This is a genomic window from Microcoleus sp. A2-C3, assembly GCF_036706065.1.
Taxonomy (GTDB): domain Bacteria; phylum Cyanobacteriota; class Cyanobacteriia; order Cyanobacteriales; family Microcoleaceae; genus Microcoleus.
This window is the reverse complement of the sequence record NZ_JAUBVX010000023.1, coordinates 40,555-64,732: the sequence shown is the minus strand read 5'-3', so window position 1 is coordinate 64,732 and position 24,178 is coordinate 40,555. Positions and strand designations below refer to the sequence as shown.

Genomic DNA, 24,178 nt, shown 5'->3' with positions numbered 1-24,178 from the left:
GAGTGAAAAATCAAAATGTAGCGGTTGCGGGAATTCTGTATTTCTCGCACAACCCTCTAAACCAAACTACGGGCAAATTTTAATGGCCGCTACTTAAAGCTGTCTCATTTCATCTTCAAGCACCCGAATCAAATCTTGGTTGCCGTTGGCTCTGGCTACTTCTATGCGGTGCGTCAGTTGCTTTTGAATATTAGCACGGTGGGTGTCAGCGATTTTTTTGACGTTTTGGCGATTTGTGTTCATGGTGGACATTCCTTATATTTAATTTGGTGTACTCGCTACTTATTCAATATAGCGCGAAATTTCAAAAAGTATCGAAATTTACAAAAAATTTACATTGATTGACCGATCGCCCAAAATAGTATATACTATTTGCCATAAGTCAATAGCGATATCTTGACAATCAAAAGTCATTAGTCAGTAGTCATTAGGCCGATGCCCGATGCCCAACATTACATTTAGTCAAGCGGTGCGCCGCGGCGCACTCAACATTTAGTCAAAACTCAAAACTTGCTCCAGCGCCTCTACCAACTGCTGAAGGTGTGCGAGCTCGTGAGTTGCCATCAGCGAAATCCGAATTCGACTCACGCTGACAGTCGGAGGCCGAATCGCCACAGCAAAAATACCCATCTCCTTAAGTTGGCTGCTAACTGTTAAAGCTGTGGCTGCATCTTTTAACCGCAGACTGAAAATTGGGGAGAGGGAATTGCTAATTGGTAATTGGTGATTGGTAATCGCGCAATATTTAAAAGTTTCAATATTTTGCTGCAACCGAACTCGGCGTTCTGGTTCTTGCTGGACAATTCTCACGGCTTCCAAAGCAGCCGCCGTGTCAGCAGGCGTCAATGCTGTAGTATAAATCCAAGTTGCAGCTCGATTGCGGAGAAAATCAATTAAAGCAGCAGAGCCCGCAACGTAGCCGCCCAAACTTCCTAAAGCTTTGCTAAGGGTGCCCACTTGGATTAGCGGCAATCCCCTGCACCCGAAATGTTCGGCGCAACCGGCACCGCTAGCACCGAAAACTCCTGTAGCGTGAGCTTCATCTACTAATACCATACAATTAAATTGCTCGCCCAAAGCTAACAACTGCGGCAGCGGACACAAGTCCCCATCCATGCTGAAGACGCTATCGCTAATAATTAAACACTTGCGATATTTGGCGCGATTTTGCTCTAGTTTGGCTTTTAAATCTTCAAGATTGCAGTGCTTGTACTCTAGCGCCGTTGCACCGCTGAGTGTGGCTCCGTTTTTCAGGCTCGAATGGTTGTACTTGTCAGATAATATCAGATCGCGCTGGCCGACAACTGATGCGATCGCCCCTAAATTCGCTAAATATCCCGAACTAAATACTAAAGCATCTTCGGTTTGTTTTAAATTAGCTATAGCCTGTTCTAGCTGTCGGTGCAAATCGCGCTGTCCGCCCACCAACCTCGAACCAGTCGCGCCCGTACCAAATTCCTGAGTTGCAGCAATAGCAGCTTGAATTAGCCTGTCATCCCCCGCGAGGCCGAGATAATCGTTGCTGGCAAAGTTGATCAGCCGCCGCCCTGCTAATTTTACCACAGACCCGGGGCAGCTTTCGATCGATTGGGGCGATCGATACCAATCGGCCCGGTGAACAGTGTCGAGGGACTTCTCTATCCAAGCATAAGGGTCTGCGTTCATATTGTTCGGCGATCGGGTAATAAGTTATATTAGCGGGTGATCAGTTCCTCCGCATCACCAAAGCATATGCCACTCACTAAAAAATACAGATTAGTCACCCGCAGCGATTTTGACGGTCTTGTCTGTGCCGTTTTGCTCAAAGAACTCGATTTGATCGACGAGATTAAATTCGTGCATCCTAAAGATATGCAAGACGGAAAAATCGACATAACAAATAACGATATTAGCACCAATTTACCCTATGTTGAGGGAGTGCATCTAGCTTTCGATCACCATTTCAGCGAAACTCTCAGACACGACAAAATCAAAATCAACCACATCATCGACCCCTATGCAGCTTCAGCAGCTAGGGTGCTCTACAAATATTATGGAAGCAAAGCAAAGTTTCCTACTATTTCCGAGGCGATGATGGCGGCAGTTGACAAATCAGATTCCGCTCAATTTGCCCAAGAAGAGGTTTTGCATCCGCAAGAGTGGGTACTGTTAAACTTTTTAATGGACGCCCGCACCGGGTTGGGCAGGTTTAAAGAATTTACGGTTTCCAATTATCAGTTAATGATGGAGTTAATCGATTACTGCAAAAATCATACCATCGATCAAATATTGCAGCTTCCTGATGTGAAAGAAAGAGTAGACCTCTACTTCGAGCAATCAGAAAAATTTCAAGACCAAATACAGCGCTGCGCCAAAGTTTATGGTAATTTAGTTGTTTTGGATTTGCGCAACGAAGATGTGATTTATGCAGGGAATCGTTTTGTACTTTACGCTTTGTTCCCGGAGTGCAATATATCGATTCACGCACTGTGGGGACTGAAAAAACAAAATACTGTTTTCGCAGTTGGCAAATCAATCTTTAACAAAACTTCTCAAACTAATATTGGGGAGTTAATGTTAAGATATGGCGGCGGCGGGCACCGGAATGCTGGAACTTGTCAGATTGAAAACGATCAAGCTAGTAAAGTTTTGAAAGAGTTAATTGCCCAGATTGAACAAAATCGTTAAATTAGCTTGATATTTTTTGCATTCAGGACTTGAGTCTTTGATTATTTAAATTTTCAGGACTGAAGTCCTTAGTACAAAAGGGAGTTTTCAGGACTGAAGTCCTTAGTACAAACGGGAGTTTTCAGGACTAAAGTCCTTACTACAAACAGGAGTTTAGTCCTCAAGGTTTTGAGGTTGCGCGTTCGGGGTATTGAGATTTTCTGCACTCTTGCCTTTGACTGGCGACAAATGGTCTACTAAACCCATATCAAAAGCCACATCTGGTAAATCAGCGGCGTTATAATTTCCTGGTTCAAACAATCGCCCAGGAGTAAAACAAGGCTGCTTCAATCTTACCACTTCGCTAGGTGAAAACATTCCCCTAAACATTTTGCGTTCGAGTCCCATAATTTCCGCTCCTAAAACAACTCTCGCATCAATCTTAGCAATTTTTTGCCCGTAGCTTCCCAATTAAACAAATCCGCCGTCTCTCTAGCTTTTTGAGCTATCTCAAAACGCATCGGGTCTTCAATAATTTTTCGCAATTGCTCGCGAACAGACTGAACATTTGGTTCTGCCCAATGAGGAGCATTTCTGATTTTCAGATACTGAGTATCGTAACACTCTCCGACGGGAATTAGATCGTAAGCAATGGGATAGCAGTTAGTAGTATTGGCGTAATCCGTCGGGCCTCCGTACAGAGTCATGGCGACGGGTAAACCCGCAGCAAAGGCATCCAAAATTTTAATCGCAAAACCTTCGCCGCGAAAGGGAGCTAAAACAGCATCGGCTGATAAGTATAAATCAGCTAGTTCTGCTTTGGTAAAAAATTTAGGTTTTACGTAAACTTTTGGCTTTAACTTGCCGAATTGCTTTTCGATATTTACGAGATGTTCCACTATGACATCAGGATTTTTGCCGCCATCTTTGATAATTAACTCTACGTTGGCATCATCTTTAAACTCTTGATAAAATGCTTGAATGGCGAGGTCGGTGCCAAATCTATACAAATCGTAAGAATTGGTCATGTGCAGAATAGATTTTATATTTTTTTGGGTTTTGTGCGGTTTGGGAGAATACAGTTGCGAGATTAAAGGATTGAAACCTAAAGGTACGACTGAGACTTTTTGGGCGGGACAGCCAGCTTTGATTAAAACGTTTTTAGAATATTCGCTTACTGCTAAAATGTGGGATGAATTGTTGACTGCATCGTAAATCCAGTAATCATGATCATCATTGTTTTTGGCGAATTCGTAATTAATGGCAAAAAATTCTAAGTTGAGATGTCCGTTAAGTTCTTTGAGAAAGTAAGGTTTCCAGTAATGAGACCATTTTATCTGAAATAAATCTGATGGGGCGGTGTTCATCCACTTCGCTAGCAGGTGGTTTTCTTCGGCTGTGGAATTGCGGGTGATGTGAGAGGCGATTTCTGAGGGTTCGACTGAAATAGGAATTCCCATTTTGTCTAAGGTTTTCGCCAGTGATAGGGTGATGTCGGCGAAGGAATTAAAATTTTGAAAGCCGACGTTAAAGTGAACCATAATGAAGGAAGAAGGAAGAAGGAAGAGGGAAGAAGGAAGAGGGAAGAAGGAAGAGGGAAGAAGTTAGTTATTGTAGGGTGCGTAGTGAACCATAATGAAGGAAGAAGGAAGAAGGAAGAGGGAAGAAGGAAGAGGGAAGAAGGAAGAAGGAAGAAGGAAGAGGGAAGAAGGAAGAGGGAAGAAGGAAGAAGGAAGAGGGAAGAAGTTAGTTATTGTAGGGTGCGTCAGGTCAGAATATGACGACCACCTACTCAAGAATTTACCCCGCTAAGCACCCTACGGTTAGCTACAAAATCAATCGGTGCGCAGTGCACACCCTACAAACTTTAATCCCCGATCGCAAATCGCAAATGGTATGATTTTTCTAGGATGCCGATCGCACTAAAATAACTGTACAGTCGCACCCGCGCGCCACTGCTTCCGGGATGTTCCCGTGAATTACCTGTTTCAGTAGCCCTTCGCGACTCGCTCCTAACACGATCGCATCGCACTGATCGTTCTGAGCCTGATCGATTAAAGCATCAGAAACCGATTTAGCGCAAACCGTAGTCGCGATTACCGAACAGCTAACCCTGCGCTGGATAAACTCCGCTGCTTGCTTTAATTCGTCGCGCGAGGGTTCTGTAACTGAAGGCTGGTGAACTTGACACAATTTAATCTCCGGTAGAGCACTCGCAGCCACGAAAGCAGGTAGCAATCGCAAAGCCGCGGCTTGTTTGTAACTGCCGCGGATTGGTACTAACCAGCGCTGTAAACCCATCAGCGTATGCAACCCCAATTCCTCGGTGTGAATGTTGGAATATGGTGCGGGAGATTCTGCTATTTGGGATTCGGGATTTTCTGGGAGGTTGTTGTCGATCGAATCAGCAGACTCTTTCCTCAATGCTTCGCCCCTAACTTGTGCCTTTTGTCCCCAGTCACCTGTCTTACCTTTGAGTAATAACTTGTCACTCCACTTCACCAAAATTACCTCGCAGCCAGCTTGCCGAATTACAGTATCTACCACATCGCCAAAAATGCGTCCAGTTGTGGATAATTCGCCTTGCCAGCCCATCAAAATTAAATCTATATGTCGCTCCTTAATCGTCTCCAAAATCGCGTTAGGCACGTCGTGAGCTACCCGTATTTGGGTGTGTACTGGCAAGTTCCAAGTGCGAATAATTCGCTCGGCTTGTTGCAGGAGGCGACGGCTTTTTGTAGTCCGCACTGCGCTTTCGGAGGGGGAACTGTTGCGCGGTACTAAGATGATTTGCAGGCATTCTAATTCGTAATTGCGATCGCGCGCAATGGCCGCCGCCAGCCGCAGCAAAGCCGGCGCTGTTTGCGGGTTGGAAAGTGGCACTAACAGCCTGCCGTTGCCGACTTGGGGAGCTTTGGTTTGATACACTACATAGGATGGTTCTGGATGCGGGCCCTGGGTTGCTTGTCCGCTGAGGCGATCGGATTCAACTCGGATAATGTCGCTGCGAGTAATAATTCCCACCAAATGGCGGCCTTCTACTACCGGCAAGCGGCTGAGATGGTAGTTGTTGAGCCTGTACAAAACCTCGCTTAAAGTATCGGTTGCTTTTACCGTAATTGGCTGTACAGTCATAAATTCTTTTAGCAGGGAGTTGCCGGAAAAATTGCGATTGCTGGCATTTGCCAAATCGGTTTGACTGACAATTCCCACTAATTTACCGCCGTCTACTACTGGAAATCCTCGGTGGTGCGATCGCGAAAAAGCCTGCATCACTTCCTCCAAAGTCAGCAGGCTCGAAAGAGTTTCAACTCGGCGCTGCATAACGTCGTTTGCGTGCAAGTCGCTCAAAGTATTGCTGGCAGCTTTTACCTGCGTCAGTTGAATGCCGTTAAACTCCAAAAGGTGACTGTACAACGAGCCGCTGTCTACCTTTTCTGCGACTAAATAAGCAACAACAGAACAGATCATCAAAGGTAGCACTAATTTGAAATCCGCCGTAATTTCAAACACAATTACTACCGCAGTAATCGGAGCCCTCGAAACCGCGCAAAAAAAACCTCCCATTCCCGCCAAAGCATAGGTTGTTGGCAAACCAACACCAAGGGAATTTTCTTGCAAAATCCCCACTAGCTGACCCAGGGCAGAACCCATAACTAAGGAAGGAGAAAACAATCCTCCCGGAGCTCCAGAAGCAGCGGAAATAATTGTCAGAAAAAAATGAGCGGTAAAAGCAGTTAAACTCGTTGTAGCGTTGGCTTCGCCAGTCAGCAAAAACTCCCGCAAACCTGTATTGTTCCGAAAAGTTTCTGGCAAAAAAGCTATTACTGAACCGCAGATTATACCAGCTAGAGCAATTCGCACTGGCAAGGACAATTTGAGGGTTCGTTTGTTAAAGTTTAAGCTAGCAACAATCCCTTTGCTAAACAAAGCTCCGAAAATTCCCGCTAGAACTCCTAACAGTATGTAAAACGGAATTTCGGAAATTTGAAAAGTTATTGGGTACTCGCGCAGGTTCAAGTTTAAACTATCGCCGCCCAAAAGTTGCGAAACAACTGCACCAATAAATGAAGCGATGATTGCAGTCCCTAATGTCAATCCCGAAACATCCTGCAAAAGTTCTTCAACTACAAACAAAACTCCCGCAATGGGAGCATTGAAACCCGCAGCTAATCCCGCCGCTGCACCGCAAGCAATCAATTGTCTGCGGTAGTCTGGGGAAGTAGGCATTAAGTGACCAATCCAGCCTGCTAAAGATGCTCCTATTTGCACGGTGGGGCCTTGTCTTCCTAAAGATAAACCGGAACCAACTGCTAAAATAGTGGTGAGAAGTTTGGCGACAGCTACTCGCAAATCTAAGGCAAGATTGACGCCGCCGAGAGCAGCTTTGACGTGAGGAATGCCGCTTCCGGCAGTTTCGGGAGCCAAACGTTCTACCAACAAACCTGTTAGGAACCCGCCCACTAATCCGACGCTGGGGAGTAATATCCAAACTGGAATTAATGCCGAACTAGCTACTCGCCAACTGCCGAGCCATCCGACTCCTGACTTGAGCAAAACGCCTGCGATTCCGGCGACTAAGCCAATCAGACAAGCTTCAAAAATGGCGAGCCGTCTCGGTCTTAAAAATAGTTGAGATTTGATGACCCTGGAAGGTTCCCTGAATTGTTTAGGGATAGTAATGTACGGCATAAATAGCGTTTATTGCCTGCAAATTTCCTGCTCGGTTAGAGTTTAGCAAGAAATCGCTTGATTTGGGAAAATGCAACGAATTTAATCGCGAAATTACTATTTGATCACTCTAATTTTGATTTCCAAAGTTCTAGAGAGCAAAATAATTTAGATTAATTTAACTTTCATAAAGGCGATCGCCCTAAATGTAGTTTTTTAAGACTTGACAATTTTACCTGAATATGGTGCACAGCGCGATTGCCAGTAGATAATTTTATGTGGCAAATCCGTCGGGCAGCCGTTCTCAACTATAATCTGCATCTGTGCTGTGGGGGATACTTTGACTCGCCCCTGCTGTTGAAAAGAGAATTAAGTCGCTACAAGTTGAACGATCTTTAGCTAGCGGGCGGTTAAACAAGCAACAAGCATAATGTTTGTCGGGCGGGTGCGCGCATATTTCTAACATCAAAGTTGTGAACTTGCGTAACCGGCACTCGCCCGGAGTTATAGAAATTTATTGGATTCTTCTAATTATGTTTAATGTTTTTTCGTAGCTATCTGTGTTTCCTTGTTGCTGATACAAGTTGGCGGCTTTTTGGAAATCTTGTATCGCACCAGGCTTGTCTCCTAAGTCATAGCGGATAACTCCCCGATTGTAGTAAGCAGACGCATAGTTGGGGTTAATTTTCACGGCTTCGCTGTAATCTTCGATCGCACCCTGCTTGTCTCCTAATCTCGATCGGGTAACACCCCGATTGTAGTAGGTATTATCACTATTGGGGTCAATTTTTAAGGATCGATCGTAATCGGCGATCGCGCCCTGCTTGTCTCCTAAGTCATCGCGAGCATTACCCCGGTTTGTGTAAGCAGACGCATAGTTGGGGTTAATTTTCAAGGCTTCGTTGAAATCGGCGAGAGCAGCCTGCTTGTCTCCTAATATATAGCGAGCATAACCCCGCTCGTTGTAGGCTAACGCATCGTTGGGCTTAATTTTCAGGGCTTCGCTGTAATCGGCGATCGCACCTTGATTGTCTCCTAACCTCACTCGGATAACACCCCGGTGGTAGTAGGCTGAGCCATTGTTGGGGTTAATTTTTAGGGCTGCGCTGTAATCGGCGATCGCACCTTCATAGTCTCTTAACCTCGATCGGGTAACACCCCGGTTGTAATAGGCTGAGCCATTGTTGGGGTCAATTTTTAGGGCTCGATCGTAATCGGCGATCGCACCCTGTCTGTCTCCTGAGTCATCGCGGGCATTACCCCGGTTAACGTAGGCATCAACATAATTAGGATTAAGCTGAATTGCTCGATCGAAAGCCTCTATAGCACCTTGATAATCTCGTTTGTTGTACTTCTCCACACCCTGATTATAAAACTCCTCGGCTGTGGGTTCTGCCGCCACAAGCTTCCTCGCAACCTCAACTCCCAAATCTACCTTTGCTGAAGCCAACAATCTCAAATTTGAATTAATCGCAATTTCCCCTAAAATTTTGTGACTTTCCGCATAACTTGGTTGACAATTTATCAAACTTGTGGTAGTCGAAACAACTAATCCCGTCAACAATCCGGTCAATATTTGGCAATTCATAGTAATCTCCACATTTTTATAATTTTAAACAACTATTTTGACATCAATCTGCGGTTATTTAGGCGATCGCCTCCACCAACGTTTTTAAATCCGGCACTTCTAAATCTGGTCGGGCGCTGAAATCGAGTTCGCGGCCCGACAGCAATTGTCTCAAGACTGGCAATATGCCGCTTTCCCAATCAATCGGAGTACCGTAGCAATCAAAACTCACAACTTCAAATTGATTAAAATCTAACATCTGTCATTGCTCCTATTGTATAGAGAACGATCCGCTCCGTCTAGAAACCGGATTTTTATATCGTGTCCGATCGATTAATCCGTAGCGCGTAAGGTTCGTAGTGCGGACAACCGTCCGCTATTAAACCGAGGACTCCAAAACCCACTACAACCGGACATAATATTACAGAAATTAAAAATTATAAACCCGTCTTTCGCCAAAGTCGCCGCTTTTTGATCACCCATTCCTAAGTCATGTTTATCCTATTCTACGGTTGATATTCAGCAAAAATCTCAATTTTTCCGACAATATGGCGATTAAAATCTGCCAACTCTTCTGCTGGAATCCAATACTCTTGGTGAATCGAATTGCCGACAGTTTGGACGGGATATTCATTCAAAAATTCAGCCAAAACTCGAAACTGGGTTACATAGCCAAAATATCCCGATGCTGCATCTTTGGTATTCCAATCTCGCGCAATTTTTATAGCATAAGCTTTGTGAAGTACGGGATAAAAAATAGGCTGAAAAGACAGTCGCGGCGGAAATGCCATAAAATCGCTTTCTTTAATTAATTCCATTTCTTTTTTCCCGACTGCTCTAAACAGCGTTACCGTCTCTTTATCTGATATGTTTATATTCTTAAACCAATCTTTCCAACCGTCCCAATTGTGAACTATTTTAGCCAGTTCAGTATAACCAGGGGCGCGGGGATGGGAACCGTCATTTTCGGCAAGTTCTTTGAGCCAAATTTCTGATTTTTCCAGGGGGGTACAAATATCTAAATAAGGCACGTTTAATTCGCTGCAAACTTGGGAGAAGTGTTGGGATAAATTAGCTATTCTGATTGTGCGCTCCACATCAACAACTGGCGGCGGCCCGATCATTAAAACTGGTACTCTTTCTTTGGCAGAGGTCAGAATATAGCGGAGGTTTTCCAGAGATTTTTCCAGTGCTACGCGAGGTTTTCCGTTTTCAAAGTAAGTGTCGTTGACGCCAAACGAAAATACTATTCTGCCGTCGCAGTAGTGAGGCAAGCGACAAGAAATTTCGCTGAACAATCGAGTTTCTATATCGGTACTGGTTTCTCCCCGCACTCCTAAATTATAGTAGGTAATATCCTGTCTTTGCCCGCTGGCGGCTGCGCAAATTCGTCCTGTCCAACCAAGATATTTGGGATCGCCCGTACCATTGACAAAGGAGTCGCCGATAAAACAAATACGCATATTATATGGGGGAATTGGGAATTGGAAATTGGGAATTGGAAATTGGGAATTGGGAATTGGGCATCGGGCATCGGGCATCGGGCATCGGGCATTTGTTATATCAATTCCGGTTGCACCGTCAGGTGATTGTTGACTGTTGACTCGGTGTCGAAAAACTTAGTTATGATTTACTGTTAACTGTAGTCCTACAACAAGTAACCACTAATTACTAACTACTCACTATTTACCAATTACCAATGCCCGATGCCCTGTTTACCCTGTTTGGTCGATGAATTTAGTTTTTACCGGTGACGGACAATCCCTCTACAATTACAGATGGTGTGTGGCAAGAACCGTTCCACTCGGAGTCTCCTCCTAATTCTACTAATTGTTTGAGGACGCTGTAGACGTTTCCGGCTACCATTGTGTCTTTGATTCTGCCGATTATTTGACCTTTTTTGACTCGGTAGCCGAGATCGACGTTAATCGAAAAGTCGCCGGAAATTCCGGCACTGCCACCGAGCATTTGATCGATGACTATTCCGTCGTCTAATTGAGCGATTAAATCAATTAACGATCGCTCTCCTGGTTTAATTAAAACATTAAACAAACTCGGCGTGGGATAGCTGCCCAAACCGGGGCGAAATCCGTTGCCGGTGGTGCCGCTTCCCAAGGCTCGACCGGTGGTGCGATCGGTATAAAATAGCTGTAATACTCCGCTGTTGATAAAGACGATCGCCCTTGTGGGAGTGCCTTCGTCATCAAAAGGACAGCTATAGGGCCCGATATCCGGCTGCTGCGAGAGAGTGACAAGGGGTGAAGTCACTTGTTCGCCCAATCGATCGCTCCAAGGAGAAGCGCCTTCGACTACCTGTTTGCCATTCAACGCCGCACAGACAGTCCCCCACAGCAAATCAGCGGCTTTGGCTGTAAACAGTACCGGCACGCGCCCGGTGGCTGGGGCTACATTTTCTTTCGCCCATTCCAAACGCTGCAAAACCCGCTTAGCGCTGGTGGTTAAGTCGAGGGTGCCGCGTTCGGTTTCGCCATCCCAAATGTTGAGGAAATCTTCGCCACGCACTAATTCTGCTGACAAGTAACCGCTGAGGGTGGTGTCGGTGTGACTCGAATCCAAGCCTAGTGTGTTCAGTAAGCGGGTGCTTTCGATTTCGCAGTCGAGTTCGGCGGTACAGAGGCTTTCGGGATAGGCTTCGCGGACGATCGCGATCGCCTCCTTTCCCCAGTTTACTAGCTGTTCGGCTGGGACTGACACTCCGCGATCGGGATAAACAACTTTCTCACCGGTGCCGAGTTCGATGGTTTCCGGTTCGTTGAGTTGCGAAAGTGCGATCGCGCGATCGACCAAAATTTGCGGTTCCACGGGCCCGTAAGCCACCGCCAAACCAGGCCGCCCGTCCCGCCACAGCCGCAGCGCAATGCCTTCTGCTTGGGCTGTTTCTAGCTGTTTGAGGCGGTTTGCTTCAAAAAAGACCGGCCGCGAGAGCGATTGCGATTCCAATACCTCAGCAGCTTCGGCACCTGCTTTGGTGGCTAGTTCTAGCAGTTGTTCTGCTGATTGGTGATTGGTCATTATAGTAGTTGACAGTTGACAGTTGACAGTTGGCAGTTGGCAGTTGACAGTTGGTAGTTGGTAGTTGGTAGTTGGTAGTTGGTAGTTGACAGTTGACAGTTGGTAGTTGTCATTGGAAGCAATTACCAATTTACCAATTACCAATTACCAATTACCAATTTACCAATTACCGATTACCAATTTTTTGCGATCGATGCCAGAGCGGTTATTCACCAGCGATCGACTAAATAGTTAGTTCGTGCAGCAGCCAAAATCCTGCAAAAGATTCCGATTGTGGATTCGACTGAATTGCTAAGAAATGTACTTGTTTTGCTTGCTTTTTCGCGGCTTCAAATCCTTTCGCTTCTTTCTCAGTTGCTGCGTCTCTGAGATTAGCTATAATCCAGCGATCGTTAGCTCCCGTATCTAATACCAGCCTAGGGAGCTCGCGGGTGTCAAATTTGAGAAAAGCCAATTCCAAACCCGACATCCAACCTGCTAAAGCCGTTGCTCTCGATGAGTAGATGATTAATCCTGGAATTTGTGTTTCCGGGGCGAGGCGTGTCATCGGGAGCCCGAAAGCTTCGCCAAATCCAATATCCCACTCGGACATTTCATCAAAAGCTGCGATCGGCAAACTCACAAACGCCCATTTTTCGCCGATTAAGGCGTCCGGCAACGCTACGGGCGTTTCGGGTACAAATTGAACGCTCTGGATCACAACCGGCTGATAGCCCGGTTCGGCGGGATAAACGTCTTGCATCCGTTCTTCCAGCCACAGGCTGAGGGCGAGGGTGCGGCGACTGGAAGCGACGGGAATATCCAATTCCTCGCAGGCTTTGGTAATCATGTTCGCCATTTGGCGGCGAAAAAAGCGGATTTTTTCGGGTGGTTTCGGTGCAGAGGCGATCGCATCTTTAATTGCACCAGCCAGCCACAGGGAATTCACGGTTGTACTCGGGCAGAATTGCGAGTAGCGAAACAGAGATTCTGCCTTGTCGCCTACATTCAGCGGGCTTTCGCAAATCAACACTTCCCATTTTTTTTTCTCTCGCTCGTCTAGGATTGGACGGCTGTAAAAATCGAGTTCCCAAATAGTAGCCATGCCGCGCTGTTAAAAATTAATCCTTTCTCATGTTACCGGACAGCGGGCAAGTTTCTGATGAGTGAGAATTTAAGACTGATTTTTGCTCGCGGGCGATTTCCTACCCGATAGCTCCGCCGCGCGTACTTTCCCCCAAATTGCCCTTCTCCTTTGCGGCTTCCCCTGCAATTTTCGGCAGCAGCCCACAACCGGACACATTAGCAATTCCTCGCAGAACAATGTCGCAGCAATCTCAACCTGCGATGTTTGTTAAACTTGTGCAAGCTTGGGAAAACAAACAGTATAGCTTGATTTTATGAGACAAATCATGCTCGAAAATATTGTTTCTACCCTAATTGTCACAATTTGACGCTTTTACCATTACTCGAAATGTTGGCCATGATTTACTGTCCCCACAGATCCGACTTTAAACTCAAATATTTCAGCCGAGATTTTATGGCATAAATAGTCGATCGCACCGCACCACTTTTCTGCATTACCAATCTACAAGATTTGCCAGCAAAACACCAAACAGCAGAGGCGATTTTTGCCGAAACCTTACCGCTTGCAGAAAAGCTGATTCACAACCATCCAAATCAACCCAATTAACAGCCGCCCTAAAAATCAATCCGCCTGCATCAGCGTTCATTAGCGTTCATCAGCGGTTAAAATTAAAAATCAACAAACATCCGCAACTTCCAATCTCATGACAAAACTCAGCGTCAACATCAACAGAATCGCCCTCCTGAGAAACTCTCGAAACATCGGCATCCCCAGCGTTACCGAAGCCGCAAAAACAGTAATTGCCGCCGGAGCTCACGGCGTTACAGTCCATCCCCGCCCCGACGAAAGACACATCAAAGCTGCCGATGTTTACGACTTAGCCAAAATGCTAACTGTCGAGTTCAACATCGAAGGAAATCCGTTTCAGCCGCCATTTATGGATATAGTTTGCGATGTGAAACCGGCTCAGTGTACCTTAGTGCCAGACGCTCCCGACGTGCTAACATCCGATAGCGGCTGGAATATTCCCGAAAATCGCGATCGGCTGTTACCAATTATTGAAAAATTAAAAAATAACGGCATCAGAGTCAGCTTGTTTATGGATGCAGATCCTGCTCTGATGCCCCTAGCAAAAGAAGTTGGAGCCGATCGCGTAGAACTGTACACGGAACCCTACGCAACTGCTTTTCGTGAAGGCAATGTAGAATCTGTTTTTCAACAGTATGTCTTAGCAGCTCAAGCCGCTCAATCTGTCGGTTTGGGAGTGAATGCCGGACACGATTTAAATTTAGACAATTTAGCTAAGTTTTGCTCGATTCCTGATATACTAGAAGTCTCGATCGGTCACGCTTTAATTGCCGAAGCGCTAGAAATGGGATTATCCAACACGGTACAAGCTTATCTAAAAATTCTCTCTGGTTCGTAGTAAAAATAAACCTGGCTTGGCAGGGCGGGTTTGGCATCGGTAAACTCGTTTTTATTACATATCCTTGCCTTACCCGGCCCTATAGTACAAGATTGGGACTAAGGTCAAAAAGTGGTTTGACACGCTACCCATAGGATAAGGTGCGGTGTGCATCGCCCTACAAGCCGATCGCCCTCGCACCAGTTAAAAGTAGAGGCCGTAACCCCCGCTGGGTTAAGGGTCGTTTTCTGGTAGCAAAGCCTCTCTTGGAACCCAGACACCGCGTTTTTGGGTTGTTGGCATTTTTTGAGCAAGCTTTTGGGAAAAAGCTTGAATTTTTGACCAAATTACTAGGACGATCCGATGATATTATGGGTAGGGAATATGATGGAAATGTCCGATCGACCCAGGCTACTATTTAGCTTCGGCAGGGCAATTTACTACCGCGAATTTTTGTGAAATTACGAAATATTTAGCTGTATCCTCTATGCTGATCAAGCCGATCGCGCGATCGGCAGATTTAATCCGGTGCAAACAGCACCACACAAGTAAACATATACAACTGATTACCTTTGGCAAGCGTGACATGAAAAAACTAATTTTACTGACTGGAATGCTACTCATGATGACGGCAAAATCAGTATTTGCAAGCCCTGTAGCCCCAAAAATTGCACCGGGCGATCGGATGGCTGCCTCGGAAATTACACAAACCGTTAATAAACCCGCTACTTCTGCCCTAGTTGCCAACCTAGAACCGATCGAGCCAACGTCAGCTACCTCTGCCCCAGTTGCCAAGCTAGAACCCATCGAGCGAATGTCAACCTCAGAAATTCGAGCCACCATCAACAAACCAACCACCTATATTTTTGAAGGCATCAAAGGGCGAGAACTCACTCTCTCGCTGTGGGCGGGACAACTGACAGCCGAACTGTACAGCCCCAACGGCGAGAATCTGGGAGTTATTGAAAAAAGCGACAATCAGTGGATCGGCCAATTGCCAGAGTCCGGGATTTACCGCGTGCGAGTTACCCCGAAAGGTGAGACTAGCAGCTTCGTGATCGGACGCGACTTTAACGCTAAGTGGACTTATAGGCCCGATCGCGCAATTCCCATAGCATACGGGGAAACAGAAGCCACAGTCAAACTCAAAATGTCCGGCTACCAAATCCAGCCCCTGACAGTTCCCGGAAAACAGGGACAGACAATTAGGGTGAGTGCTAGCAGCCAAAATCTCGGTGTGGCGATCGAATCTCCGTCGGGACAACTCCTGGATCAAGGCGCAGGTCAAACTTTTGCTCAACTCCCGGAGTCCGGTACCTACAAGGTACTAATAGTTGCCAACAGGCCGGTCAAGCCCTCCATCAGAGTTTCTGTGCAATAGCAAAGATTGCAAAAACACTGTTGATGGCGATCGAATTTCCGTCGCCCATCCACAAAAGTTCGCCCGAAACGCGAGCTTTTTTTGCGTACATCGCAATTCTATTTGATTTGTAAATCAGATTTTTTTAACCGCAGAGGGCGCAGAGGAGCTAGAAAAGAGAGAAAGAGGGAGAGAAAGATGTTCACAATTTAACGCGCTTAGATAATAGCGTTAATTGATTGTACAACTCCTGACGACGCGCTATAGCAACCACCAAGAAGGTTAGGAAGTTCCTTAATTGCTTCTTCTTCCTTCTTCCTTCTTCCTTCTTCCCTCTTCCTTCTTCCTTCTTCCCTCTTCCTTCTTCCCTCTTCCTTCTTCCCTCTTCCTTCTTCCCTCTTCCTTCTCAACCTTGAATCAGATCTGCAAAACGTTCTTGTTTCCAAATGCAGCTTAAATCAGAGTCAGCTAAAGCTAGTTCTCGGTATAAATTAGGCATAAACTCCACAGCCCGCTGCAAATTGTCAAGGGCCAAATCTGCAAAGCCCAGCAGCGCATAACAGCAAGCTTGATTGTAAAAAGCGTTAGCAAAATCAGGATTGATTTCTAAGGCAGTTTCGTAGCAAGCGATCGCCTCTGAATAGCTACCTTGTCGCGCCAATTCCACACCCCGATTGTACCAAATCAAATAATCCTCAAAGGCACACTCAGATGTAGGAGTGAACTTGGCATTTTTCTGATTTAAACCTACTAATTTCCCCAAAGCAACTCGACGCTCTCCCACAGCTTCGGCTCTGCCCGGTTTCAGAACGATCGATCGGCTAAAACTAGCCACTGCTTGTTTGTAAAGTCCCATTGAGTTAGCAACTAGACCGCGATTGTACCAAGCGTTCGCATCATCTGGGCTAAACTCGATCGCCCGATCGAAACTGTTGAGCGCTTGATAGTAAAGTTTCATTTCCAACAGAGCATTGCCTCGGTTGTACCACGCCCAAGCAGCCTCCGGCTCTAAACTCAAAGAGCGATCGAAACTCAGAACCGCCTTATGGTAAAGCCCCATATCGATCAGCGTCAGTCCCCGGTTGTGCCAAATACTCGCCGAGCATGGGTTAAACTCCAGAGCCCTGTCAAAACTGTTGAGCGCCTCCAAAGGGCGGCCCAACTTTCCTAAAGCAATAGCCCGGTTGTGCCAGCCAAAGCTCGCATTCGGCTCCACAGCCAAGGCCTCATCAAAACTTTTCAGGGCATCTAAGTGCCGTTCTAAGTTCCCCAAAGCCATACCTCGCCCGAACCAAGCCTTATAATGATCCGATTGCAACTTCACCGCTCTGTCAAAATTCGCCAGAGCACTATCATGATCGTTAGCTTCGAGGTGGCGCGAACCCAGATGGTAATACCAAGCCGCTTCCAAGTTTTGAATTAAATTCATAATATCTCGCATCTATCTTAGGGATGATTCTACATGAAACAATGCCCGGAGTTAAACTGTAATTTCACTAAAATTCTGAAAATTTTGATACAGGGCGATCGCCCGTACAAACTGTCAGTAACAACCTCAACAATTGGCGATCGCCACTAACTATTTTCCTCTCATAAAATGCTCTTTCAGCTAACCGCACTCATCGCACTCTTGGATCTGCTGCGATCTCAGGCTGTGCGTGACAGACACTCCAACTTCTGCTGACTTTCTTCAAGCAACCACAACCGCTGTTTGAGCGCGATCGCTCAACATCAACCTGCCAGAAGCATCAATACTAAAATCCTTCCCCAGCACAAAACCCTTGCCCATCAACCGCTTGCAAACAACCAGCGCCGTAATCCGGCGAATTTCTTCCATCACATCAGCAGGAATCAAATAACTCACACTCCAGATCACCGACTCGCAGTCAGACCAAATCAAGCGTTCAATACTGACAATCATCAAAGCAGCTACACTGTCAACAGACAGCCGCCCTCTGAGATCGGCAATCAAATCTTTACCAATTAAGCTATTGCGAGTCATCATCGCTCTAGTCATCTTCCCAATTTCTTGTTCGAGTTCTAAATGATTCATGCTTGGCACTGGCTGTTATGTTTTTAAAGCACTAATCGGAGTAAAAACAGTGACTGCTACCAGGCTCTGCCCGATCGCCTAGTTGACGCAGGCTCTACCCCAACTCCTTTTAATAAAGTATACCTAAAGAAAGAGAAAAAATGTATCTAAAGGCAGATACTAAAATTTATTTTTTTTGCCATAAATGGATGAACCAATTGCCACAAGAGTTTTTCTAAGTAGTAAATTGAGTATTTGTACTCGCTCAGGCAGGCGAGTCAAGTAAAATATTGGTAAATTCGCTACATAATAAGGAAGTAGTTACTTCGGAGAAAAAACACCAATGGCTGCAAAAGGGCCAGATATCGATATTGCCCTCTATATAGACCACGCCTTGATCGACCCCAGTGCCACCCCAGAGCAAGTAGAAAACTGCTGCCAACAAGCAGAAAGATTTGGGTTTGCCACAGTTTGCGTGTATCCCGCCTACGTGCGACAAGCGGTAAGTCTTCTGCACGGCAGAAAGCCAAAAGTCTCGACTGTTATAGGTTTTCCCACAGGAGCAACCACATCAGCAGTAAAACTGTACGAAGCCCTAGAAGCCGCAGACAATGGAGCCGTGGAGTTAGATGTCTGCGTGAACTTAGGATTATTGAAAGCCGGAAAAAGTGACGAATTTCACCGGGAATTGGCCGAAATTTGTGAAGAAACCGGACAAACTATCAAAGCGATTATCGAATGCTCGATGCTTTCTGATGAGGAAAAACAATTAGCGGCTGAGCTTTGCATGGAGGCGGGCGCGGCTTACATCAAAACTAACACCGGCTTTTTTGGCGCGGCGACTGTTGAAGACGTGCGGTTGCTGAAGGAAATTACTAAGGGAAGAGTTGGTATTAAAGCGGCTGGAGGAATTCGCACTCACGAACAAGCTGTAGATTTGATCGTGGCTGGTGCAACTCGTTTGGGGACTTCTCGCGGCCCGGAATTAATCCGCCAGCGTGATAATTTAGATAATCGTTGACTGTTGACTGTTAACTGTTGACTGTTGACTGTTAACTGTTGACTGTTAACTGTTGACTGTTGACTGTTGACTGTTGATTTGTATTTATTGGTGATTAATTGTTTAAAGGAGTTAATATGGAGAACTTCCAACAGTTACAAGTATATCAATTAGCCGAAAAAATATCAAATCAAATATGGTTTATTGTTAAAGAATGGGACTACTTTACGAAGGATACGATGGGCAAACAAATCGTCAGATCGGCTGATAGTGTTGGCGCTAATATTGCAGAAGGACATGGACGCCACAGCTATCAGGATAATCAGCGTTTTGTGAAAATTGCACGAGGTTCATTAAACGAAACAAGGCACTGGTTAAGACTTGCCTATGCTCGTAATCTTTTAACTCAAGAACAGAGCGATCGATTGCATCCGTTATTAAATGAACTTTCACCAAAACTTAATGCCTATCTTAACTCACTAAAACAAAAAGCTAAAGGTTAACAGTTAACACCCAACAGTTAACCGTTAACCGTTAACAGTTAACAGTTAACCGTTAACCGTTAACAGTCAACAGCCAACAGTCAACAGCCAACCGTCAACTAACAAATGACTCGAACTTACAAAGCAACTGGTATTAATCTGAAGAGTGCGCCGATCGGCGAATCCGATCGCCTGCTGACAGTTTTGACACGGGAATTCGGCTTAATTAAAGCTGTAGCACCGGGGGTTCGCAAACAGCGATCGAGCATTGGCGGTAGAAGCGAGTTATTTGTCGTCAACGAATTGCTAATCGCCAAAGGCCGATCGCTCGACAAGATTACCCAAGCTAGCACCGTCGAATCCCATCCGGGTTTGAGCCGCAACTTGGGAAAACTCGCAGCCGCGCAATATCTGGCCGAATTGGCGATCGCCAGCGCCCTTTCCGACGAACCGCAAGAATCACTTTTCTTTTTGCTGGGCGAACACTTGAGCCGTTTAGAGCGTTTGTCCGATCGCACAGAAATCGCATCCGCCGCCGTGCTAGTCGCCCATCTGGCTCAGGGTATTTTTCACTTGTTAGCCCTAGCAGGCCTCGCGCCCCAAGTCCAAGTCTGCTGCGCCACCAGACAACCGATCGTCCCAAATTTCAGCGATCCAAACTGGAAAACCGGGTTTAGTATACCTTCTGGGGGAACCTTCAGCTTGTCCGAGCTAGCTAACCTAGAGGCAGAACTCTCTTCACAAACCGGTAGCTTGTACAGATCCAGCTCCCGTTCCCCGCAAACGAGCGATAGCAAACACTTGACAAATTTTCAGATTAATGCTACAGAATTAACGGCGTTGCAACAGTTGGGTAGTGCAGAACTAGAAGAGGGGATTACCGATCGCACGGCTTGGATATCAGTAGAAAATATTTTGCGGCAGTATGCCCAGTATCATTTAGGTTGCACGATTCGATCGGGAAGCTCGATCGACACCTACCTAGAGAGTTTTGAGTTTTAAATTTTGAGTTAAATAGGTGAACGGGCGATCGTACATCGCACCCCCAGCCTGCGGGATACCCGAACCTGCCGGCAATTTCAGGTAAATTCTCAAGGTTGTTGCGACATCAGATAATAGATAAAGTTACGAGTTATTAATAAACTTAGGGGTTAACACCTCAATTTCAAATTCCCATCCCCCCAACCTCCACCATCCCAGGCCATTCACCCCAAATCCTATGATGCGACTGTCCGATTCTGATTTGAGAATATCTGTTTTAGCTGTGACCCACCACAAAATGGAAGAACGAGAAAATTTTCCAGATTTTGACTCTTATCCCGTCTCTGCCGATCGACAATGGAGCAACGCCCAACACCCAGAAATGGATAAATATCCCACAACTCCAGAAACAGACTCGAACAACGGTAACAGCCAACAACCCCCAACCATAACCCCGGAACCAACAGCAGAGCCAGCAGCAGAACTCCCCGAAACAGTTGCCGAAACTCCCGAAAAAGCAACAGGATTTCTGCCGGTTCTCAAAAACCGCAACTTTCTAGCATTGTGGAGTGGGCAAGTTTTCTCCCAACTAGCAGATAAAGTTTATCTCGTACTGACGATCGCCCTCGTAGCCAGCCGGTTTCAAGCGCCAGATCAAAGCATCAGCAGATGGGTATCAGCAATCATGATCGCCTTTACCATACCCGCAGTGCTGTTCGGTGCCGCCGCAGGCGTGTATGTAGATCGCTGGCCGAAAAAAGCCGTGCTCGTAGCCACAAACCTGCTGCGGGGAGGCTTCGTATTAGCATTACCCCTGCTGCTGTGGCTCTCAGACGGTTTTGAAATCGGTAAACTACCCCTGGGATTCTGCTTGCTGCTGCTAGTAACATTCCTAGTTTCGACCCTAACTCAATTTTTCGCCCCAGCAGAACAGTCAGTAATTCCCCTAATAGTGGAACGCCGCCACCTGCTATCGGCAAACTCCCTCTACACCACCACCATGATGGGTTCGGTGATTATTGGCTTCGCAGTCGGAGAACCCTTACTAGCTTTAGCCGACACCCTATTTACCAACATTGGCGGCGGACTCGGCATCGGCAAAGAATTAGTAGTAGGCGGCAGTTACGCCTTCGCTGGAGTGCTATTGTTGTCGATGAAAACAGGCGAAAAAAACGAAGTCGAACACGAACCGCCGCATCCCCTAGCAGATTTAAAAGACGGCCTGCGTTACATCAACGATCAACCGAAAGTCCGCAATGCTTTAATTCAACTAATTATTCTATTTTCAATTTTTGCAGCCTTGGCAGTTCTAGCGGTGCGGCTGGCAGAAATCCTGCCCGGTATGAGAGCCTCCCAATTTGGCTTTTTGCTGGCTGCCGTAGGCGTTGGGATGGCTATTGGGGCGACGACTGTCGGCTATCTCGGTCACAAATTTTCTCATTCCCAACTTAGTTTAATCGGATCAGTTGGCATGGCAGTGGCTCTGATGGGTCTTTCTGCATTTACACACCATTTGTGGATCTCGGTACTGTTCATTACCCTGTTGGGTTTGTTTGCCTCGTTGGTGGGAGTGCCGATGCAGACGACGATTCAAGCAGAAACCCCAGAAGAAATGCGGGGAAAAGTTTTCGGGCTGCAAAACAATGCCACTAATATCGCTTTGAGTTTACCATTAGCTTTGGCTGGAGTAGCTGAAACATTTCTGGGTTTGCCGACAGTATTTTTGGCTTTGGCAGGATTGGCGATCGCAGGTGGCGTCTTAACCTGGTATATTTCCCGTAACAGCAATACTAAAGTCGATCGACTCCAATAAAATAAGTAAATCCACCTAATTAAACGTAAGATACAGATGGCAATAAAGCTTGCTATATAAGCACTCTTCCTTCTTCCTTCTTCCTTCTTCCTTCTTCCTTCTGCTTAACAAACTCTGATTTACTTGAATGCACATCGCTTGGCTAGGAAAAAAATCACCTTTTTGCGGTAATGTCACTTACTCCAGGGAAGTCACCAACGCACTTTTAGACCGGGGATACCAGGTTAGTTTCCTGCACTTTGCCCAAGAAGCGGGCCCATTGGACAGGAATAATACGGCGTGGAGCATGGCAAATGGGAAATGGGGAACTGGAATTACTCCAACTTCATATACCAATTCGCTTTCGCCCGCGAGTTGCAACGAAGTTTCTTTACCTTGTCACTACAAATCGCAAATTTATACGATTCCGACTCTCAAATCCCGCACAGTGTTGATGAAGTCTTTGCGGCGACTGAAACCGGATGTTGTTCACGCTTCCCTGACGCTTTCGCCTCTGGACTTTCTGCTGCCGGAAATTTGTCAGGAATTGAATTTGCCTTTGGTGGCGACTTTTCACCCGCCGTTCGATCGCAAATTGCGGAATTTGACATCAGGAACTCAGCACCTGATGTATCAACTGTATGCTCCGTTTTTGGCTCACTACGACTCGACGATCGTCTTTTCTTACATTCAGCGGGATATTTTGGTGAAGTTGGGAGTACCGCAAGAACGGGTAGCCGTGATTCCCAACGGAGTAGACGCGATGAAGTATTCTCCTGGGCCTTCGGGGTTGAAGTCGGAGTTAAAGGCCGATCGACTTTTTGTATATCAAGGCCGCATTGCCCCGGAGAAAAATGTCGAGGCTTTGCTGAAAGCCTGGAAACAGTGCAATTTTGGCCCTGGTAACGTATTGGCGATCGTAGGTGACGGGCCCCTAGCCGCGTCGCTGCAACTGTCCTACGGCGAAGAGGAGGGCATTGTGTGGCTCGGATTTGTCGCCGAGGAGGAACGCCGGATCGAAATTCTGCGCGGTGCAGATGTATTTATTTTGCCTTCTTTGGTGGAGGGATTGTCGCTGTCGCTGCTGGAAGCGATGGCCTGCGGTTTAGCTTGTTTGGCAACGGATGCCGGTGCTGACGGTGAGGCTTTGGAGGAAGGCGCAGGGGTAGTTTTGAACACTCAGCGGGTGCGGAGTCAGTTGCAAACTTTACTGCCGCTATTTCGCGAACATCCTGAGTTGGGAATGCTGCTTGGTCAAAAAGCGCGCCAACGGGCGATCGAGCGGTACACTCTCAGTCAGAATATTACTGAGTTGGAAAAGCTGTATTCACAGATTTTGCAGAAGCAGCGCGTGCCACTTCGGGGCTTGGCATAACGAAGGAAGAAGGAAGAAGGAAGAAGGAAGAAGGGGGAAGGAAAGAGTAAGAGTGCCGTGTCTTCTTCGATATTGGTAGGGAAGCGGCAGTGCCGTTTCCTCTGCGATATTGGTATTACTCGTTTACTCGTTATGGATTCCCAGGCTCTCTCTGCTTGGGAACCAGTTAACGAGGACTAACATTAAACGCCAATTGCGATCGATAAAAACAAACATCAAACTCCATAAAGAAATTTACCTGTCCCAAAATCAACGGTACATTTTCAGCCCGAGTCCAAGCAAACACAAGCTGCACTGGTTCAAACTGCCCAACCTGTCCCTGCATCACCACGATGCGCGCCTCATACTGTGCCAAATTTCCCGTCAAACTAAGAACCGTAGTCTGCCGCTCCCATTCATAACCAAGTTGGACACCCGCGTTATAGGTTCATTCAGTTGACTGTCAACCTGAGACTCGCTCAGGGCAAGCTGTCAACTGTCAACTGTCAACTGTCAACTGTCAACTGAATGAATCATCCTTTTGGGCTTACGATTGCTTTAAAACTCCCAGCATCGTCTGTGCAGCATCAAACGCATCATAGGGCGACCAAACATCACACACCGCCCCAGATGCGATCGAATCCTGTTCCTGACTCTGCATACATTCCATCAGCATTTGCAAGGTTACTTCCTCTACAGAAATACCGCGCCACTCAGCAGACTGTAAGAGATATTGCTCCAACTCAGGTGATAGATTCAGCGTCAAATTCATAAACTGATCCTATTTTT

28 protein-coding genes are annotated in these 24,178 nt (G+C 46.4%); 11 read left to right on the top strand and 17 right to left on the bottom strand.

All coding sequences use genetic code 11. From position 1 onward, the window contains the following. Positions 1-93 precede the first annotated feature (93 nt). Positions 94-243 (bottom strand): arginine synthesis PII-interacting regulator PirA, encoded by a 150-nt coding sequence (pirA, locus tag QUB66_RS14685; protein WP_265237109.1) that lies wholly within the window; start codon positions 241-243, stop codon positions 94-96. Positions 244-492: 249 nt separating this feature from the next. Further along, positions 493-1,665 carry an 8-amino-7-oxononanoate synthase gene (bioF, locus tag QUB66_RS14680; protein ID WP_332968322.1) on the bottom strand — a complete coding sequence of 391 codons (1,173 nt, stop codon included), beginning with the start codon at positions 1,663-1,665 and terminating at the stop codon, positions 493-495. 66 nt (positions 1,666-1,731) lie between these two features. On the opposite strand from bioF, the gene QUB66_RS14675 reads away from it, so the two are divergent. Further along, entirely contained in the window at positions 1,732-2,667 is a 936-nt protein-coding gene (locus QUB66_RS14675) for an exopolyphosphatase (protein WP_265237111.1), read from the top strand. Positions 2,668-2,820: 153 nt separating this feature from the next. Here QUB66_RS14675 and QUB66_RS14670 read toward each other — a convergent pair whose 3' ends face one another. After that, positions 2,821-3,054, bottom strand: coding sequence for a hypothetical protein (locus QUB66_RS14670; protein WP_265237112.1), 234 nt, complete (start codon positions 3,052-3,054; stop codon positions 2,821-2,823). Positions 3,055-3,065: 11 nt separating this feature from the next. Then, complete coding sequence (locus QUB66_RS14665) at positions 3,066-4,187, bottom strand: glycosyltransferase family 4 protein (protein WP_332968325.1); 1,122 nt, start codon at positions 4,185-4,187, stop codon at positions 3,066-3,068. On the opposite strand from QUB66_RS14665, the gene QUB66_RS14660 reads away from it, so the two are divergent. Beyond that, entirely contained in the window at positions 4,179-4,427 is a 249-nt protein-coding gene (locus QUB66_RS14660) for a hypothetical protein (RefSeq protein ID WP_332968326.1), read from the top strand. The two genes, QUB66_RS14665 and QUB66_RS14660, sit on opposite strands and share 9 nt — an antisense overlap. 124 nt (positions 4,428-4,551) lie before the next feature. Here QUB66_RS14660 and QUB66_RS14655 read toward each other — a convergent pair whose 3' ends face one another. From QUB66_RS14655 to QUB66_RS14640, 4 genes are all read right to left on the bottom strand, one after another. Next, on the bottom strand, positions 4,552-7,338 hold the full coding sequence (locus QUB66_RS14655; protein WP_332968329.1) for a chloride channel protein: 2,787 nt from the start codon (positions 7,336-7,338) through the stop codon (positions 4,552-4,554). 493 nt (positions 7,339-7,831) lie between these two features. Further along, a complete protein-coding gene (locus tag QUB66_RS14650) occupies positions 7,832-8,905 on the bottom strand; it encodes a tetratricopeptide repeat protein (RefSeq protein WP_332968330.1) in 1,074 nt (357 codons plus the stop codon). A 58-nt stretch (positions 8,906-8,963) separates the two neighbouring features. Next, positions 8,964-9,143: a hypothetical protein gene (locus QUB66_RS14645; protein ID WP_265237117.1), complete on the bottom strand. Its 180-nt coding sequence runs from the start codon at positions 9,141-9,143 to the stop codon at positions 8,964-8,966. A gap of 247 nt (positions 9,144-9,390) precedes the next feature. Continuing rightward, positions 9,391-10,347 (bottom strand): GDSL-type esterase/lipase family protein, encoded by a 957-nt coding sequence (locus QUB66_RS14640; protein ID WP_265237119.1) that lies wholly within the window; start codon positions 10,345-10,347, stop codon positions 9,391-9,393. A gap of 5 nt (positions 10,348-10,352) precedes the next feature. Here QUB66_RS14640 and QUB66_RS14635 point away from each other — a divergent pair, with 5 nt between their 5' ends. Beyond that, a complete protein-coding gene (locus QUB66_RS14635) occupies positions 10,353-10,487 on the top strand; it encodes a hypothetical protein (RefSeq protein ID WP_265237121.1) in 135 nt (44 codons plus the stop codon). A 134-nt stretch (positions 10,488-10,621) separates the two neighbouring features. Here QUB66_RS14635 and QUB66_RS14630 read toward each other — a convergent pair whose 3' ends face one another. The 3 genes from QUB66_RS14630 to QUB66_RS14620 form a co-directional block, all read right to left on the bottom strand. Beyond that, entirely contained in the window at positions 10,622-11,917 is a 1,296-nt protein-coding gene (locus tag QUB66_RS14630; RefSeq protein ID WP_332968397.1) for a TldD/PmbA family protein, read from the bottom strand. A gap of 223 nt (positions 11,918-12,140) precedes the next feature. Then, positions 12,141-13,001, bottom strand: coding sequence for a Tab2/Atab2 family RNA-binding protein (locus QUB66_RS14625; RefSeq protein ID WP_265237811.1), 861 nt, complete (start codon positions 12,999-13,001; stop codon positions 12,141-12,143). Between the two features lie 475 nt (positions 13,002-13,476). Next, on the bottom strand, positions 13,477-13,629 hold the full coding sequence (locus tag QUB66_RS14620) for a hypothetical protein (RefSeq protein ID WP_265237813.1): 153 nt from the start codon (positions 13,627-13,629) through the stop codon (positions 13,477-13,479). Positions 13,630-13,686: 57 nt separating this feature from the next. Between QUB66_RS14620 and QUB66_RS14615 the strand changes: the two genes are divergently transcribed. The 3 genes from QUB66_RS14615 (at position 13,687) to QUB66_RS14605 (ending at position 15,769) form a co-directional block, all read left to right on the top strand. Continuing rightward, a complete protein-coding gene (locus QUB66_RS14615; RefSeq protein ID WP_332968334.1) occupies positions 13,687-14,409 on the top strand; it encodes a pyridoxine 5'-phosphate synthase in 723 nt (240 codons plus the stop codon). Between the two features lie 140 nt (positions 14,410-14,549). After that, complete coding sequence (locus QUB66_RS14610; protein WP_265237819.1) at positions 14,550-14,810, top strand: hypothetical protein; 261 nt, start codon at positions 14,550-14,552, stop codon at positions 14,808-14,810. A 65-nt stretch (positions 14,811-14,875) separates the two neighbouring features. After that, on the top strand, positions 14,876-15,769 hold the full coding sequence (locus tag QUB66_RS14605; RefSeq protein ID WP_332968337.1) for a hypothetical protein: 894 nt from the start codon (positions 14,876-14,878) through the stop codon (positions 15,767-15,769). Positions 15,770-15,966: 197 nt separating this feature from the next. Here QUB66_RS14605 and QUB66_RS14600 read toward each other — a convergent pair whose 3' ends face one another. The 3 genes from QUB66_RS14600 to QUB66_RS14590 all read right to left on the bottom strand — a co-directional run bounded on the left by QUB66_RS14600 (position 15,967) and on the right by QUB66_RS14590 (position 17,801). Continuing rightward, positions 15,967-16,158 (bottom strand): hypothetical protein, encoded by a 192-nt coding sequence (locus QUB66_RS14600; protein WP_332968338.1) that lies wholly within the window; start codon positions 16,156-16,158, stop codon positions 15,967-15,969. Then, positions 16,155-17,177, bottom strand: coding sequence for a tetratricopeptide repeat protein (locus QUB66_RS14595; protein ID WP_332968339.1), 1,023 nt, complete (start codon positions 17,175-17,177; stop codon positions 16,155-16,157). The genes QUB66_RS14600 and QUB66_RS14595 overlap by 4 nt, the downstream gene beginning before the upstream one ends. Before the next feature lie 261 nt (positions 17,178-17,438). Then, positions 17,439-17,801: a hypothetical protein gene (locus tag QUB66_RS14590; RefSeq protein ID WP_332968341.1), complete on the bottom strand. Its 363-nt coding sequence runs from the start codon at positions 17,799-17,801 to the stop codon at positions 17,439-17,441. 322 nt (positions 17,802-18,123) lie between these two features. Between QUB66_RS14590 and deoC the strand changes: the two genes are divergently transcribed. The 4 genes from deoC (at position 18,124) to QUB66_RS14570 (ending at position 22,056) form a co-directional block, all read left to right on the top strand. Next, positions 18,124-18,801 carry a deoxyribose-phosphate aldolase gene (deoC, locus tag QUB66_RS14585; protein WP_265237828.1) on the top strand — a complete coding sequence of 226 codons (678 nt, stop codon included), beginning with the start codon at positions 18,124-18,126 and terminating at the stop codon, positions 18,799-18,801. 116 nt (positions 18,802-18,917) lie between these two features. Further along, a complete protein-coding gene (locus QUB66_RS14580) occupies positions 18,918-19,283 on the top strand; it encodes a four helix bundle protein (protein ID WP_332968342.1) in 366 nt (121 codons plus the stop codon). Between the two features lie 105 nt (positions 19,284-19,388). Further along, positions 19,389-20,264, top strand: coding sequence for a DNA repair protein RecO (gene recO / locus QUB66_RS14575; RefSeq protein ID WP_332968344.1), 876 nt, complete (start codon positions 19,389-19,391; stop codon positions 20,262-20,264). Positions 20,265-20,481: 217 nt separating this feature from the next. Next, the gene (locus QUB66_RS14570; RefSeq protein ID WP_332968346.1) at positions 20,482-22,056 is read left to right on the top strand and encodes an MFS transporter; all 1,575 of its coding nucleotides are present in this window, start codon (positions 20,482-20,484) and stop codon (positions 22,054-22,056) included. Between the two features lie 15 nt (positions 22,057-22,071). Here QUB66_RS14570 and QUB66_RS14565 read toward each other — a convergent pair whose 3' ends face one another. Continuing rightward, positions 22,072-22,233 (bottom strand): hypothetical protein, encoded by a 162-nt coding sequence (locus QUB66_RS14565; protein WP_332968398.1) that lies wholly within the window; start codon positions 22,231-22,233, stop codon positions 22,072-22,074. On the opposite strand from QUB66_RS14565, the gene QUB66_RS14560 reads away from it, so the two are divergent. Continuing rightward, a complete protein-coding gene (locus QUB66_RS14560) occupies positions 22,184-23,410 on the top strand; it encodes a glycosyltransferase family 4 protein (RefSeq protein ID WP_265237835.1) in 1,227 nt (408 codons plus the stop codon). The genes QUB66_RS14565 and QUB66_RS14560 overlap by 50 nt on opposite strands. A 166-nt stretch (positions 23,411-23,576) precedes the next feature. Here the strand turns inward: QUB66_RS14560 and QUB66_RS14555 are convergent, their stop codons facing one another. Together QUB66_RS14555 and QUB66_RS14550 are read right to left on the bottom strand one after the other, a co-directional pair. Further along, complete coding sequence (locus tag QUB66_RS14555) at positions 23,577-23,765, bottom strand: hypothetical protein (RefSeq protein WP_332968348.1); 189 nt, start codon at positions 23,763-23,765, stop codon at positions 23,577-23,579. 171 nt (positions 23,766-23,936) lie between these two features. Then, positions 23,937-24,161, bottom strand: a complete 225-nt coding sequence (locus QUB66_RS14550; RefSeq protein ID WP_332968349.1) for a hypothetical protein — start codon at positions 24,159-24,161, stop codon at positions 23,937-23,939. Positions 24,162-24,178: the final 17 nt, after the last annotated feature.

Bases quoted from the DNA above. Each gene is read 5' to 3' on its own strand.
- QUB66_RS14670 (WP_265237112.1), bottom strand. From the start codon at position 3,054: ATGGGACTCGAACGCAAAATGTTTAGGGGAATGTTTTCACCTAGCGAA.
- QUB66_RS14630 (WP_332968397.1), bottom strand. From the start codon at position 11,917: ATGACCAATCACCAATCAGCAGAACAACTGCTAGAACTAGCCACCAAA.
- bioF (WP_332968322.1), bottom strand. From the start codon at position 1,665: ATGAACGCAGACCCTTATGCTTGGATAGAGAAGTCCCTCGACACTGTT.
- QUB66_RS14665 (WP_332968325.1), bottom strand. From the start codon at position 4,187: ATGGTTCACTTTAACGTCGGCTTTCAAAATTTTAATTCCTTCGCCGAC.
- QUB66_RS14645 (WP_265237117.1), bottom strand. From the start codon at position 9,143: ATGTTAGATTTTAATCAATTTGAAGTTGTGAGTTTTGATTGCTACGGT.
- QUB66_RS14625 (WP_265237811.1), bottom strand. From the start codon at position 13,001: ATGGCTACTATTTGGGAACTCGATTTTTACAGCCGTCCAATCCTAGAC.
- QUB66_RS14675 (WP_265237111.1), top strand. From the start codon at position 1,732: ATGCCACTCACTAAAAAATACAGATTAGTCACCCGCAGCGATTTTGAC.
- QUB66_RS14550 (WP_332968349.1), bottom strand. From the start codon at position 24,161: ATGAATTTGACGCTGAATCTATCACCTGAGTTGGAGCAATATCTCTTA.
- QUB66_RS14640 (WP_265237119.1), bottom strand. From the start codon at position 10,347: ATGCGTATTTGTTTTATCGGCGACTCCTTTGTCAATGGTACGGGCGAT.
- QUB66_RS14570 (WP_332968346.1), top strand. From the start codon at position 20,482: ATGATGCGACTGTCCGATTCTGATTTGAGAATATCTGTTTTAGCTGTG.
- QUB66_RS14620 (WP_265237813.1), bottom strand. From the start codon at position 13,629: ATGAACGCTGATGCAGGCGGATTGATTTTTAGGGCGGCTGTTAATTGG.
- QUB66_RS14580 (WP_332968342.1), top strand. From the start codon at position 18,918: ATGGAGAACTTCCAACAGTTACAAGTATATCAATTAGCCGAAAAAATA.
- deoC (WP_265237828.1), top strand. From the start codon at position 18,124: ATGGCTGCAAAAGGGCCAGATATCGATATTGCCCTCTATATAGACCAC.
- QUB66_RS14590 (WP_332968341.1), bottom strand. From the start codon at position 17,801: ATGAATCATTTAGAACTCGAACAAGAAATTGGGAAGATGACTAGAGCG.
- QUB66_RS14615 (WP_332968334.1), top strand. From the start codon at position 13,687: ATGACAAAACTCAGCGTCAACATCAACAGAATCGCCCTCCTGAGAAAC.
- QUB66_RS14655 (WP_332968329.1), bottom strand. From the start codon at position 7,338: ATGCCGTACATTACTATCCCTAAACAATTCAGGGAACCTTCCAGGGTC.
- QUB66_RS14595 (WP_332968339.1), bottom strand. From the start codon at position 17,177: ATGAATTTAATTCAAAACTTGGAAGCGGCTTGGTATTACCATCTGGGT.
- QUB66_RS14560 (WP_265237835.1), top strand. From the start codon at position 22,184: ATGCACATCGCTTGGCTAGGAAAAAAATCACCTTTTTGCGGTAATGTC.
- QUB66_RS14635 (WP_265237121.1), top strand. From the start codon at position 10,353: ATGGGGGAATTGGGAATTGGAAATTGGGAATTGGAAATTGGGAATTGG.
- pirA (WP_265237109.1), bottom strand. From the start codon at position 243: ATGAACACAAATCGCCAAAACGTCAAAAAAATCGCTGACACCCACCGT.
- recO (WP_332968344.1), top strand. From the start codon at position 19,389: ATGACTCGAACTTACAAAGCAACTGGTATTAATCTGAAGAGTGCGCCG.
- QUB66_RS14650 (WP_332968330.1), bottom strand. From the start codon at position 8,905: ATGAATTGCCAAATATTGACCGGATTGTTGACGGGATTAGTTGTTTCG.
- QUB66_RS14605 (WP_332968337.1), top strand. From the start codon at position 14,876: ATGCTGATCAAGCCGATCGCGCGATCGGCAGATTTAATCCGGTGCAAA.